Consider the following 12,185-nt stretch of genomic DNA (forward strand, 5'->3'; position numbering starts at 1 on the left):
CTGATAGCGATGTAGCCTGTTGTGGCGAAACCTGTGGGAGCGGTGCTTGCCCGCGATAGATTCAACTCGGTCTCCATTACCGTGTTGACCTTATTGTGGGCAAGCACCGCTCCCACATAATGTGTACCTCAACAGTTTTTTGGTGATTCATCGAGAACCCCATGCCCCAGCACCGCCCCTACAAAGTTGCACTCAACGGCTACGGCCGTATTGGACGTTGCGTCGTGCGCGCGCTTTGCGAGCGGGGAGCGAAAGCCGGGTTTGAAGTGGTTGCCATCAACGATCTGGCCGATATGGCCAGTCTCGAATACCTCACTCGCTTTGACTCCACACACGGCCGGTTTCCCGGCGAAGTGCGGGTCGAAGGGCAATACCTGCACATCAATGATCACAAGATCAGAGTGCTGCGCAGCGAGACGCCGGAAGGCGTTGACTGGGCGGCGCTGGAAGTTGATCTGGTGCTCGAATGTTCAGGCGTCTACAACACCCGTGAAGACGGCCAGCGTTTCATTGACGCTGGCGCGCCACGGGTGCTGTTTTCCCAGCCAATGGCCAGCGAAGCCGACGTAGACGCCACGATTGTGTTCGGCGTCAATCAGCAGAAGCTGACTGGGCGCGAGCTGTTGGTTTCTGCCGCATCCTGCACCACCAACTGCAGCGTGCCTTTGCTGCGCCTGCTGGATCAGGCTGTCGGGCTGGAATACGTCACCATCACTACGATCCACTCGGCGATGAATGACCAGCCGGTGATAGACGCCTATCACCATGAGGATTTACGCCGCACGCGCTCGGCTTTCCAGTCGATCATTCCGGTGTCCACTGGTCTGGCGCGGGGTATTGAACGGCTGCTTCCGGAACTTGCGGGCCGAATTCAGGCCAAAGCAGTTCGCGTGCCGACGGTAAACGTGTCCTGCCTCGATATCACATTGCAAACTGCGCGTGATACCGATGCTCTTGAGATCAACCGCCTGCTCCGCGAGGCCGCTACCAGTGGCCCGTTGAAAGGACTGTTGGCCTACACCGAGTTGCCGCACGCCAGTTGTGATTTCAACCATGACCCTCATTCGGCCATCGTTGATGCGAGTCAGACCCGAGTTTCCGGCCCGAGGCTGGTTAACGTGCTGGCCTGGTTCGATAACGAATGGGGTTTTGCCAATCGAATGCTTGACGTTGCTGAGCACTTTTTGCGCGTCGCAGACCCACAATATTAAAAACAGGGATTCACTCATGACCGTGTTGAAGATGACCGAGCTCGACCTGCAAGGTAAGCGTGTATTGATTCGCGAAGACCTGAACGTCCCGATCAAGGACGGCAAAGTCAGCAGTGATGCGCGTATCCTGGCGTCGTTGCCAACCATCAAGCTCGCGCTGGAAAAGGGCGCTGCCGTGATGGTCTGCTCGCATCTGGGTCGTCCAACGGAAGGCGAATTCTCTGCCGAGAATAGCCTCAAGCCGGTCGCTGAATACCTGAGCAAGGCTCTGGGCCGTGAAGTGCCACTGGTTTCTGATTACCTGGACGGCGTCGACGTTAAAGCGGGCGATATCGTTTTGTTCGAAAACGTACGCTTCAACAAGGGCGAGAAAAAGAACGCTGACGAGCTGGCGCAGAAATACGCTGCCCTGTGTGACGTCTTCGTGATGGACGCTTTCGGTACGGCCCACCGTGCCGAAGGCTCGACCCATGGCGTTGCCAAATTTGCCAAAGTCGCTGCGGCAGGCCCGCTGTTGGCTGCCGAGCTGGAAGCGCTGGGCAAAGCCCTCGGCGCACCGGCCCAGCCCATGGCCGCTATCGTTGCCGGTTCCAAGGTGTCTACCAAACTCGACGTACTCAACAGCCTGAGTGCCATCTGCAACCAGTTGATCGTCGGTGGCGGCATTGCCAACACGTTCCTCGCTGCGGCTGGTCACAAGGTCGGCAAATCGCTGTACGAGCCGGACCTCCTGGACACTGCTCGTGAAATCGCTGCCAAGGTCAGCGTGCCATTGCCGGTTGACGTAGTGGTCGCCAAAGAATTCGCTGAAAGTGCAACTGCGACAGTCAAGTTGATTGCCGACGTTGCTGATGACGACATGATTCTGGATATCGGCCCGCAAACTGCAGCGCACTTCGCCGAATTGTTGAAATCTTCCAAGACTATTCTGTGGAACGGTCCGGTGGGTGTGTTCGAGTTCGATCAGTTTGGCGAAGGCACCAAGACCCTGGCTAAAGCAATCGCTGAAAGCTCGGCGTTCTCCATCGCAGGCGGTGGCGACACTCTGGCAGCGATCGACAAATATGGCGTAGCGGATCAAATCTCCTACATTTCTACCGGTGGCGGGGCGTTCCTGGAGTTTGTCGAAGGCAAAGTCCTGCCAGCCGTGGAAGTTCTGGAACAACGTGCCAAGGCCTGAGGATCAGGTTTTGCAAAAGGGAAATGAAATGCTCAGGCCGTTACCACTGCTCATCATTGCCGCACTGCTCGCTGGCTGCTCCAGCAAGCCGGAAGCCGAAGAGGTTGTGCGTGAGCCGGCGCTGGTTCAACTGAGCTGCTATCAAGCGAACTGGCAGGCCGAAACCGTGCCGGTGATCTACAAGCGCGGCGGTGAAGCGGTGCTGGACAAGTATGAGTTCATGCCTAACCTCGGGCCTGTGGCCTGTCGTTAAGGATTGATTGCAGGGATGAGTTTGGCAACATCTCGGGCCAGCGGTGGTCACTTAAGGGTGGATAACCCTTTCTGAACAAGGAATTTCATCATGAAGATCGCCGCCGTTGCCCTGTTGAGTTGTGTGATGCTTGCCGGATGCAGCAGTTCTGGCCCGAGTGGCAAGGCTTGTGAAGTGTTCAGCCCGGCTTCCGTAAACGTGCCGACGACCCAGAGTTCTCAACGGGTTGAAGCGCTGGCTACGGGTGAGCCGGCCGATGATCGGAATCAGGAACAGAACTGCCCCTGAAGGTTGAAGCGACTGGCATCCGCCCCGCTTCCCGGGGCAGGCCAGGAGAAGTAATGAAAGGCTTGATTGCCCTTGCGACATTTGCAGTGCTTGGTGGTTGCGCCAGCATGAAGGCTCCAGAAACAGGTAACACCTGGACAAGCTGGGTTTGCGACAGCAAGGCTCAGGTCCATTGGCGGTACGTTGACAAGGCCAGGACCGAAGTCGATGTACGTCTGAATGAAAGCGATCAGGTCTTTCGGCTGACTGCCGAGCCTGGGTCGCCATCGCTGTACAGCAATGGCGTGCTGGCTTTCCAGAACAAGGGCGACGAAGGCCTGGTGTACTGGGACGCTACCAATGATTTGATCGGGCGCGGTTGCAAGAAAGGTTGAACAGGCTGCACCGATGATCCATCCGCATAGCCTCAAGGCTCATGCGTAGAACTTGAATAGCAGCCGCCGCTACGGCAGGTTTGCACGATAACGACCCTACCGGGAGAGAGACAGACAATGGCACTTATCAGCATGCGCCAGATGTTGGACCACGCAGCCGAATTCGGTTATGGCGTCCCAGCTTTCAACGTGAACAACCTGGAACAAATGCGCGCCATTATGGAAGCGGCCGACAAGACCGATTCCCCGGTGATCGTTCAGGCCTCGGCCGGTGCCCGTAAATACGCTGGCGCGCCGTTCCTGCGTCACCTGATTCTGGCAGCGGTGGAAGAATTCCCGCATATCCCGGTGGTCATGCACCAGGACCACGGCACCAGCCCTGATATCTGCCAGCGTTCGATTCAGCTGGGCTTCAGCTCGGTCATGATGGACGGCTCGCTGGGCGTGGACGGCAAAACGCCGACCACCTACGAGTACAACGTTGAAGTGACTCGTCGCGTTGTTGCCTTCGCTCACGCGTGTGGCGTTTCGGTTGAAGGTGAGCTGGGTGTTCTGGGCTCGCTGGAAACCGGTATGGCTGGCGAAGAAGACGGCGTTGGCGCTGAAGGCATGCTTGATCACAGCCAGATGCTGACCGATCCGGAAGAAGCTGCTGACTTCGTCAAGAAAACTCAGGTTGATGCGCTGGCTATCGCCATCGGCACCAGCCACGGCGCTTACAAGTTCACCAAGCCGCCTACCGGTGACATCCTGGCGATTGATCGCATCAAGGAAATCCACAAGCGCATCCCGAACACTCACCTTGTCATGCACGGTTCGTCTTCGGTCCCGCAAGAGTGGTTGAAAATCATCAACCAGTACGGCGGCGAAATCAAAGAGACCTACGGCGTACCGGTTGAAGAAATCGTTGAAGGTATCAAGCACGGCGTGCGCAAGGTCAACATTGACACCGACCTGCGTCTGGCGTCCACCGGTGCCATCCGTGAGTTCATGGCCAAGAACCCGGGCGAGTTCGACCCACGTAAGTACCTGGCCAAGACGGTAACGGCCATGCGTGACGTGTGTATCGCTCGCTACGAAGCGTTCGGCACCGCTGGTAACGCCTCGAAGATCAAACCCGTTTCACTGGACGCGATGTTCGAGCGCTACGCTCGCGGCGAACTGGATGCCAAGATCAACTGAGTGATGGTTGATTGAGCATTGAAAAAGCCCGCAGTGATGCGGGCTTTTTTGTGGGGCGCGTTTGAGAGGTCGTTTCCTTGTCGATGAGAGTGTGTGTGCTTTAACGCTGCCAGGAAACTTAGGTTACATCTTTGTCCAGTCCGGCACTCAGATTGGCTGATATATAACTGTGCCTGCATTACTCTCTTGCCGATATAGATAGTGAACTGTCTCAATAAGGAAATGAAGATGGCTATTAATATCAGCGGTGCAGGCTCAATTACCTATGTACCAATGGAGTATGTATTTAAAATAAAACAACCAGAGATGGTAGAGAACGAATACACGGTAAAGGATGATGAGGCTGCGCGAGAAATCATGAGGAATGTCGGGATTGTGGATCTCGACGGTCTCAAGTCGCTTCTCGAGGGGTTGGATATGACTTCAATCAGTACGCGGGAATTGAGTAGTTTATGTGCGGGGCTGAATAATCTAGGTTTGAACGATGACACTGTGTATTCATATTTGTCTCAAGGAAATATGGATTCAGGATTTGACGGGCAATCACGAAATCGCGACGTGAAATTCAACGCTATTCCCCTGATTTACGAGCAACTTCAAAATCATATTAACTTTTCCGCCAAGGAGGGGTTGAAGAATGATAGACATGCAACTCACCTTCTGGGTGGCCTTGGTAATGCGAATCACGTGGTGGCTGCACTGTCGTATTTGATAAAAACTGCACAGAACCTTCCCTCGATCAACGAGCAGGCATGACCTGCAGATCAATGCGCCTTCGCCCTTGCTCTGGCGCATTGACAGGCAGTTTATCGTGTTATGGCTACGCTGCCGCTGTAAGCCCAAGGTGTCTGCAGAGGATTTTCATGCCTGATCCTGAAAGTGCCCGCCGTTGTAGTCTGTCCGATATGTCCACTGGAAGATTTGGCTATTTCCTGCCACTGCCCGCCCTCCAGTTTTTCAATTTGCATCACCGGGGCAAAACCTCCATTTGCGGATCGAACCTTGGATACGATCAAAACCGAACGGCAGGTCGGTCCATTGGCGATTGTAACCGGTCCATAGGAAACCACGGTGTCATTTGCAGGGATAACCCCTGAGTATGGATTGCTGATAGTCAAACAAGCAGCTTCAGCTTGTGACGCCAGTGCCAGAATGACAAGGGATGCCAATAATGTCTTTTTCATAATGTTCTCGCTTAATATAAGTCGGTTGAAGTTGTGTTATTGAATTCGAACGAATCCGCGCGGGAAATTTATTCCGCAGGTAGGAAAGTTCTTTGATGTGAAGCGTTATTTGTAGGATGTTTCTTACATGTATTTATTCTTTTCCGTTTTTGAGGTGTGACTGCACGTAATCTTTTTCTGATTAAAAAATCAACCCTTAAACTGAAAGTTTATCCGAACGGATAGTGCGCACGCGAAAGTGACCTTTGCAGGCTGATATTGAGGCGTGATTTATTTGTTTGAAACAGCGAAGGACTGGTAGGACCGAATTTATTCGGGAGGGCTATATTTCAGGCGACACATAGGCTGCGAGGCACCGACCCCTTCGCGCATGAATTCGCTCCCACAGGTTCCACAATCCAGTAGGACCGGCTTTAGCCGGGAGTGCGTCGGTACATTCGCTAAATTTTCTTCGTCAGAAATACCGCTCTCCCGGCTAAAGCCGGTCCTACAAGATCAAGCTTGAAGACAACCATAGAATCTCCCACGGGAATTGTGCTGGCAGTCAGCCGTAGACCTTCCCACAGGGCTGGGGATGACCTTAATTTACATGGAGCTCGCACACCCCGGTAGGAGCCAACTTGTTGGCGAGGCTGTTTGCCCGACACGCCGCGTCTTTGGAACGTTTATCGGGGGCAAGCACATGGGTGTAATGGGATCGGCACCAGCCGAGAAGGTAGTAGTTCGGTCAGAAATCATTCGTTATCTGTGCCGCCTCTTCCCCGCCAAAGCCGATCCCACGTTTTAAACCGATGACGCCTCGGTTGTACTCAATGTCCCTGTCTCACCCGAAGCCAGCGGCGGCGCCGTGATGATGGATTTCAGGTCAATCCGGCTCTGCATCAGCTTGTCGATATCCGGCCTCGGGCGTTGCAGTTCCGGGTTGCTCTGCGTCGCCCGTTCGATCTGTTCGCCCCACGCCAGCAGGTAGGCGTCGGCGCGGAATGCGCCTACCACTTGCAGTCCGAACGGCATGCCTTTGTGGTCGACGCCACAGGGCAGCGACAGGGCCGGATTGGTCGCCAGCGTGACGACATAGGTAAGGGCTAGCCAGCGGTAGTAATTCGCCAGCTCTTTACCATTGATGCTTTTCAGGTAGAGGTCTTGCCAAGGGAAGGGCGACACAGGCGTGGTGGGCGACAGGATCAGGTCGTAATCCTCGAACAGCGCCTGGAAGCGGCGATAGATTCGGGTCTGTTCCGTCGCGGCCCATGCGCAGTCTTCCAGGGTCATCCGCATACCCATTTCATAGTTGGCACGGGGATTTTCACCCAAGGAGTTCGGGTCTCGCAGATACGCGTCGCGGGTGCCTGCGACAAAGCTTTCAGCCCTCAATACGTCGAAGCAACGATCGGTTTCGCCAAGCTCCATTTGCACTTCATCGCAACTGCGAAACAGCGGTCGTAGCGCAGCCATTTTTCGACGAAATACCTGACGGATATCGTCATCGACATCGCAGCAACCGAAGTCTTCGGTGTAGCCAACCCGCAAGGTGCCAAGGTCTACGTCAGGCAAGGCGCTGAACAGGTTTTTATCAACCTCGTAGCTCAGCGGCTCGCTGACGTGAAACCCGGCTGTGGCCTGCAATTGCAGCAGGGTGTCAGCCACTGTGCGTCCCATGGGGCCGACGACCGAAATGGGCGTCCAGCCCAGCAGACGTCGTTCGCTGGGTACCAGGCCAGGAGACGGACGCAGGCCCACCACGCCGCATTTGGCGGCGGGGATGCGCAATGAGCCGCCAGTGTCCGAGCCGCTGCACAGCGGCAGCATGTCGGCGGCCAGCGCAGCAGCCGAGCCACCGGATGAGCCTCCGGCGTTCAGTTCAGGGTTGAACGGGTTGCCTGTAGCGCCCCAGACGTCATTGCGTGTGTTGGCACCTGCGCCCATTTCCGGAACGTTGGTCTTGCCAGTAACAATCGCCCCGGCAGCCCGAAGTCTGGCGACGAGTGCATTGTCCTTGGCTGGTACGTTATTGCGATAAAGCGGTGAGCCATAGGTGGTCAGCAGGCCCGCAGTGGCCTCCAGATCCTTGATGCCAATCGGCAGGCCATGCAGCAAGCCCAGTGATTGCCCTGACAACACCGCCTGCTCGGCTTCACGGGCCTGCTGCCGGGCCTGATCGAAGCAGGTGGCGGTCACGGCATTGACGTAGGGATTCACCCGCTCGATGCGCTCGATGCACGCGTCCATCAATTCCACAGGGGAAATCTGCTTGCTGCCAATCAGGCGGCGCAACTCAACGGCGGTTTTTTCCACGAGTTCATCTGGACGGCGCATTCGAGATACCTGGCAACAGTGATGGTTGCCTCGAATCTAGAACAGTACGAGGCTTGCCACAATTTCAAGTTTTAGAATGATTTATTGCTTTTTTAGCATGGGCTGGTGCTGCACTACTTCGTAGGACCGGCTTTAGCCGGGAGGGCGTCAATTGCAACACTGCATGCAATGGTGTGAGTGCTGCTCGCGGCTAAAGCCGCTCCTACGGATTGAGCAAGTAACCGTAGGACCGGCTTTAGCCGGGAGGGCGTCAATTGCAACACTGCATGCAATGGTGTGAGTGCCGCTCGCGGCTAAAGCCGCTCCTACGGATTGAGCAAGTAACCGTAGGACTGGCTTTAGCCGGGAGGGCGTTAATTGCAACGCCACATGCTGTGTGGGGAATGCTGCTCGCGGTTGAAGCCGCTCCCACGGACGGTGGTGTCTTAGTGCTATGCCTTTTGGTCGCGCGCGACCAGCAACCGTGACGCTTCGTTGTAATCCGCCTGAAAGGCTTGGCTGCCCATCCATTCGATTGCGGTATCTTCATCTTCGCCATAGACAATCGCGCGGTAGGTGACCAGTAACCCCATCATAAAGTCAGTGGCTTGCTCTTCATCTTCTTCGGAGATCACCAGTGCCAGCACCGGGTATTGCAGGAACACTGCGCACATCGCCATTTGGCTAATTTTCTCAGCGCCGAACATCGCATCGAACAGCTCTTGGAAGTCAGCCGGGTCGAAGCCGTTTTCCACAATGTCCTTAAAGTCGAACTCGCTCAGATCGATTTCAACGTCATCAAACGGCTGGTCAACCAGCGGCGATGCAAAGATCGGGTGCACCACTTTTTTGCCCGGCTTTTGCGAGCGGTTCTGCTTGGCCTTGGCTTTCGCCCGTTGGGCGCGTTTTTGCTGCTTGTCTGGCGAAGCCATGAGCATGAGTCCTGTTGCGGCGATTGATGACAGGCCGCTATTGAAGCGCAGAACTGTGTGAATCACCAAGGCTTGTGTTTACGGTGTTCGCCCGCAGTAGAGTTCGGTGCTGGCGGCGCTAGCGTTCATTCACTTGGAGCGAAGCCGCAGCCTGCCAGACGGCATCGACTTAAAGCTGTCCGTTGAGGGCGCGTTACTTTGTCGCGATGTGCGTCAGCCGCGTTCATTGAGCAGGAGCTTTGTGCTCAAGTCGCTAGTGCTGTGCCTCTGAGGATGGCCCCCTTTTCTCAAGCTCGGTAAACAAAACAGCTTTCACTAGCGACGAAACGATTCCACATTCCGTAGTGGCTAGCGCCCTGTCAATCCGGTCGTCAATGATAACCAATAGATCCTGACCGCCGGAGTATGGGCTGCTGATAACATCACCGGCCTTGCGCATCACGCTGCCTGTGGCGTTAGCGTTCGGGTTGATGGCATCGACCAGCAAATTGTCGAGTTGAAAATCAAAGTGATGTTCGCGTTGTGACATGCCTCGAACCTTGGGATTTAGCGTGAGTCTAGCGTTCGGTTTCCATTGGCGTAACAGCATCGCGACTTCGTCAATGAAGGTATTGGTGTCGACCGGTGCGCAGAGCGATTCCCTCTCATAGTTAATGACAGAAAGAATGCCCTCAAGGTAGCGAGCGATAAGCCTGGGCGCATCATCCTTGGGGCCGGACGCCTTGATTTCTCCGTCGTCACTGATACCCATCTCAAAAAGCTCAAGCCGGTTACGAATCGATGCCCAGCGACGCTTGTCGCCGACAGCAAGGCCAACTCCCATCAGGTGCGCAAGAGTGTCGCCATTGTCACTAAGCACCAACGCATTACCGTGTTCAATTACGTAGAACGCAACCGGTTCACCATCTGAGAATGAGAATGAGGTGTCGACCTCGAGCACAGATCCGTGATGCCGTCCCTGAACAGACCTGCATTCAAAACCCAGATTATTCATCAGCCAGTTACATTCCATTATCGTCACCAAATGGGTAGGGCATCGTCGCGTCCAATGCGAGATTCACTCTAGTGCAAAAAAACTCCAACCATCCGACGTAGTCTGTGCAGTCCATATCGCTTTGTACAGGCAGGATTTCGGTTTCTCCAAGGTGCTCGTGCGGGCCAAAAAGCCGGGGCGGACCATTGTGTGATCGCTTGGCTCTTGGCACGACTTCCAATTGGTAGATGCGCCGCTTTTTCTGCCTGCTCAGCCGGAACAGTGTGAACGTATATTTGCACCGGTCCGCAGTCAGGCCCACTCGCAAGTGGATTTCAATGGTCAAGCCCGGAATGCTTAACCCGTCTTCATCGACTGGGCGGAACGCTATTACCTTGAAGGCAAGGTTGGTTTCCTTCCCTTCAAATGAAAGCTCGCCTGCATAAGATTTGCGCATCCTGATTAACTCAATGTCATCCATTTCTTTGATGCTCTGGACCGATATCGATAGTTGGTTGCAGCTCGACCCTCGCTAATTGAATTGGGCGACGATGAATCTGGCCGGCAGAATACGGAGCACGACCGGGTTTTGCTGTCAGTCCATTCCGTTTCTGGCGTGTGGCTTTTCCCGATAGGGTGAGGAGGGGTTGAAAGGGAGAGGCAGGGCGTAGCAGGAGTGAGGCTTTACGATTTACAGACAGCAAATCGCAGCCATAAAAAAACCCGCACTAGGCGGGTTTCTTTATTTTTCAGGTGATGCTCGCACCACCTGAAATCAATTAGTGGTGCCCAGAGACGGAATCGAACCGCCGACACGGGGATTTTCAATCCCCTGCTCTACCGACTGAGCTATCTGGGCAACGGGGCGCATTAGACGTGTTTTTCAGGGGGTCGTCAAGCATGTTTTTAAAAAAATCTGAATTATTACCGTCGCTTACGACCCGCACTGCTTGAAACGCTTTATTTCTCGGGGGGAACGTAGCCTTCGGCTTGCGCGTATTCTTCGCCCGACAGGAACTTGTCCATCTGGGTCTGGAGGAATTTGCGATCTTCGGCGTTCATCATGTTCAGACGCTTTTCGTTGATCAGCAGGGTCTGGTGTTTCTGCCAGTCGGCCCAGGCTTTTTGCGAAACGTGGTTGAAGATGTCTTCACCTTTGGCGCCGGGGTAAGGGGCGCGTTCCAGGCCTGGTAATTCTTCTTTGTACTTGCGGCACATTACGGTGCGGGTCATGACGACTCTCCTGCGTTCAATACGTCGGCTGCGCGTTTCAGCAGCTTCTTCACCGGGGCAGCGAGGCCCAGGCGCGGCGGGGTGGCGAGGTTATACCAGAGCCAGTCGGCCTCGGCCACGTGATGAGCTGACTCCTCGACCCTGACCAGCCAGGGTTCGATGCTCAGCTGGAAGTGGCTGAAGGTATGGATCAGCCCCGGCAGTTCCTGATGTTGGCCCAGCTCCAGCGAGTGTTGCACTGCCAGATGCTGCAGGTCGTTGAAGTCATCCAGTTCCGGCAGGCTCCAGAGTCCTCCCCACAATCCGGTAGATGGGCGGCGATAAAGCAGAATCGCGCCGTCCCGGTTGGCGAGCATCGGCATCAGGGTGCGCTTTTGCGGGATTTCCTTGCGCGGTTTGGGGACAGGGTAGCGAGTTTCCAGACCCAGCAAATGCGCTTCACAGCCGGATTCAAGCGGGCATAGCAAGCAGCTCGGTTTGCTACGAGTACACAACGTTGCACCCAGATCCATCATCGCCTGGGTGTAGTTATTGACTCTCTTATGGGGTGTGAAGCGCTCTGCGGTGGCCCACAGCTGTTTTGCGACCTTGGGCTCGCCCGGATAACCCTCCTGCGCCGTAAAGCGCGCCAGAACGCGTTTGACGTTGCCGTCGAGGATCGGCGCGCGCAGGCCCATGCTCAGGCTGGCAATGGCCCCGGCGGTGGACAGGCCGATGCCGGGCAACAGGATGAGTTTTTCCACATCGCGAGGGAATTCACCATCGTGATCGGCAACCACGATCTTCGCGGTTTTCTGCAGGTTACGCGCCCGGGTGTAGTAACCCAGGCCGGTCCACAGATGCAGCACTTCGTCTTCAGGCGCTTCGGCCAGTGCCTGCACGGTGGGCAGGGCATCCATGAAGCGATCGAAGTAATTGAGTACGGTGCTGACCTGAGTTTGCTGCAGCATGATTTCCGACACCCAGACCCTATATGGCGTGATGCCTTGCTGCCAGGGCAGGTTGTGTCGCCCGTGGCGGTCATACCAATCAAGCACAGCGCTGGAGAATTGCTCGGGTTGCATTGCTGATCCGGTTTGA

14 protein-coding genes and 1 tRNA gene are annotated in these 12,185 nt (G+C 55.4%); 7 read left to right on the forward strand and 8 right to left on the reverse strand.

Annotated features, from left to right (window positions below; translation table 11 throughout):
* Window positions 1–161: 161 nt before the first annotated feature.
* The 7 genes from epd to H8S59_RS22745 all read left to right on the forward strand — a co-directional run bounded on the left by epd (window position 162) and on the right by H8S59_RS22745 (window position 5,244).
* Window positions 162–1,211 carry an erythrose-4-phosphate dehydrogenase gene (gene epd, locus H8S59_RS22715; protein WP_095092699.1) on the forward strand — a complete coding sequence of 350 codons (1,050 nt, stop codon included), beginning with the start codon at window positions 162–164 and terminating at the stop codon, window positions 1,209–1,211.
* Between the two features lie 16 nt (window positions 1,212–1,227).
* Window positions 1,228–2,391 carry a phosphoglycerate kinase gene (locus tag H8S59_RS22720; RefSeq protein ID WP_095092697.1) on the forward strand — a complete coding sequence of 388 codons (1,164 nt, stop codon included), beginning with the start codon at window positions 1,228–1,230 and terminating at the stop codon, window positions 2,389–2,391.
* A 28-nt stretch (window positions 2,392–2,419) separates the two neighbouring features.
* Window positions 2,420–2,644, forward strand: coding sequence for a hypothetical protein (locus H8S59_RS22725; RefSeq protein ID WP_095092695.1), 225 nt, complete (start codon window positions 2,420–2,422; stop codon window positions 2,642–2,644).
* Window positions 2,645–2,734: 90 nt separating this feature from the next.
* Window positions 2,735–2,932, forward strand: coding sequence for a hypothetical protein (locus H8S59_RS22730; protein WP_095092693.1), 198 nt, complete (start codon window positions 2,735–2,737; stop codon window positions 2,930–2,932).
* Between the two features lie 53 nt (window positions 2,933–2,985).
* Complete coding sequence (locus H8S59_RS22735) at window positions 2,986–3,306, forward strand: MliC family protein (RefSeq protein WP_187522876.1); 321 nt, start codon at window positions 2,986–2,988, stop codon at window positions 3,304–3,306.
* Window positions 3,307–3,423: 117 nt separating this feature from the next.
* Entirely contained in the window at window positions 3,424–4,488 is a 1,065-nt protein-coding gene (gene fba / locus H8S59_RS22740) for a class II fructose-bisphosphate aldolase (protein ID WP_027901305.1), read from the forward strand.
* A gap of 228 nt (window positions 4,489–4,716) precedes the next feature.
* Complete coding sequence (locus tag H8S59_RS22745; RefSeq protein ID WP_187522877.1) at window positions 4,717–5,244, forward strand: hypothetical protein; 528 nt, start codon at window positions 4,717–4,719, stop codon at window positions 5,242–5,244.
* Between the two features lie 50 nt (window positions 5,245–5,294).
* On the opposite strand, the gene H8S59_RS22750 is transcribed toward H8S59_RS22745, so the two are convergent.
* The 8 genes from H8S59_RS22750 to mutY form a co-directional block, all read right to left on the reverse strand.
* Entirely contained in the window at window positions 5,295–5,672 is a 378-nt protein-coding gene (locus H8S59_RS22750) for a hypothetical protein (protein WP_187522878.1), read from the reverse strand.
* A 783-nt stretch (window positions 5,673–6,455) separates the two neighbouring features.
* Window positions 6,456–7,988: an amidase gene (locus tag H8S59_RS22755; RefSeq protein ID WP_187522879.1), complete on the reverse strand. Its 1,533-nt coding sequence runs from the start codon at window positions 7,986–7,988 to the stop codon at window positions 6,456–6,458.
* Window positions 7,989–8,419: 431 nt separating this feature from the next.
* Window positions 8,420–8,899: a hypothetical protein gene (locus H8S59_RS22760; protein ID WP_187522880.1), complete on the reverse strand. Its 480-nt coding sequence runs from the start codon at window positions 8,897–8,899 to the stop codon at window positions 8,420–8,422.
* Between the two features lie 253 nt (window positions 8,900–9,152).
* Window positions 9,153–9,893, reverse strand: coding sequence for a DUF1828 domain-containing protein (locus tag H8S59_RS22765; protein ID WP_187522881.1), 741 nt, complete (start codon window positions 9,891–9,893; stop codon window positions 9,153–9,155).
* 7 nt (window positions 9,894–9,900) lie between these two features.
* Window positions 9,901–10,353: a hypothetical protein gene (locus tag H8S59_RS22770; protein WP_187522882.1), complete on the reverse strand. Its 453-nt coding sequence runs from the start codon at window positions 10,351–10,353 to the stop codon at window positions 9,901–9,903.
* Between the two features lie 302 nt (window positions 10,354–10,655).
* A tRNA-Phe gene (locus H8S59_RS22775) sits at window positions 10,656–10,731 on the reverse strand.
* A 101-nt stretch (window positions 10,732–10,832) separates the two neighbouring features.
* Window positions 10,833–11,105 carry an oxidative damage protection protein gene (locus H8S59_RS22780; protein WP_027901312.1) on the reverse strand — a complete coding sequence of 91 codons (273 nt, stop codon included), beginning with the start codon at window positions 11,103–11,105 and terminating at the stop codon, window positions 10,833–10,835.
* Window positions 11,102–12,169 (reverse strand): A/G-specific adenine glycosylase, encoded by a 1,068-nt coding sequence (gene mutY, locus H8S59_RS22785; RefSeq protein ID WP_187522883.1) that lies wholly within the window; start codon window positions 12,167–12,169, stop codon window positions 11,102–11,104. Before mutY ends, H8S59_RS22780 begins: the two co-directional genes overlap by 4 nt.
* Window positions 12,170–12,185: the final 16 nt, after the last annotated feature.

This window comes from Pseudomonas folii (assembly GCF_014357575.1).
Classification (GTDB): Bacteria; Pseudomonadota; Gammaproteobacteria; order Pseudomonadales; family Pseudomonadaceae; genus Aquipseudomonas; species Aquipseudomonas folii.

Bases quoted from the DNA above. Each gene is read 5' to 3' on its own strand.
- H8S59_RS22725 (WP_095092695.1), top strand. From the start codon at position 2,420: ATGCTCAGGCCGTTACCACTGCTCATCATTGCCGCACTGCTCGCTGGC.
- H8S59_RS22780 (WP_027901312.1), bottom strand. From the start codon at position 11,105: ATGACCCGCACCGTAATGTGCCGCAAGTACAAAGAAGAATTACCAGGC.
- H8S59_RS22760 (WP_187522880.1), bottom strand. From the start codon at position 8,899: ATGGCTTCGCCAGACAAGCAGCAAAAACGCGCCCAACGGGCGAAAGCC.
- H8S59_RS22765 (WP_187522881.1), bottom strand. From the start codon at position 9,893: ATGAATAATCTGGGTTTTGAATGCAGGTCTGTTCAGGGACGGCATCAC.
- H8S59_RS22735 (WP_187522876.1), top strand. From the start codon at position 2,986: ATGAAAGGCTTGATTGCCCTTGCGACATTTGCAGTGCTTGGTGGTTGC.
- H8S59_RS22720 (WP_095092697.1), top strand. From the start codon at position 1,228: ATGACCGTGTTGAAGATGACCGAGCTCGACCTGCAAGGTAAGCGTGTA.
- H8S59_RS22730 (WP_095092693.1), top strand. From the start codon at position 2,735: ATGAAGATCGCCGCCGTTGCCCTGTTGAGTTGTGTGATGCTTGCCGGA.
- H8S59_RS22770 (WP_187522882.1), bottom strand. From the start codon at position 10,353: ATGGATGACATTGAGTTAATCAGGATGCGCAAATCTTATGCAGGCGAG.
- epd (WP_095092699.1), top strand. From the start codon at position 162: ATGCCCCAGCACCGCCCCTACAAAGTTGCACTCAACGGCTACGGCCGT.
- mutY (WP_187522883.1), bottom strand. From the start codon at position 12,169: ATGCAACCCGAGCAATTCTCCAGCGCTGTGCTTGATTGGTATGACCGC.
- fba (WP_027901305.1), top strand. From the start codon at position 3,424: ATGGCACTTATCAGCATGCGCCAGATGTTGGACCACGCAGCCGAATTC.
- H8S59_RS22745 (WP_187522877.1), top strand. From the start codon at position 4,717: ATGGCTATTAATATCAGCGGTGCAGGCTCAATTACCTATGTACCAATG.
- H8S59_RS22755 (WP_187522879.1), bottom strand. From the start codon at position 7,988: ATGCGCCGTCCAGATGAACTCGTGGAAAAAACCGCCGTTGAGTTGCGC.
- H8S59_RS22750 (WP_187522878.1), bottom strand. From the start codon at position 5,672: ATGAAAAAGACATTATTGGCATCCCTTGTCATTCTGGCACTGGCGTCA.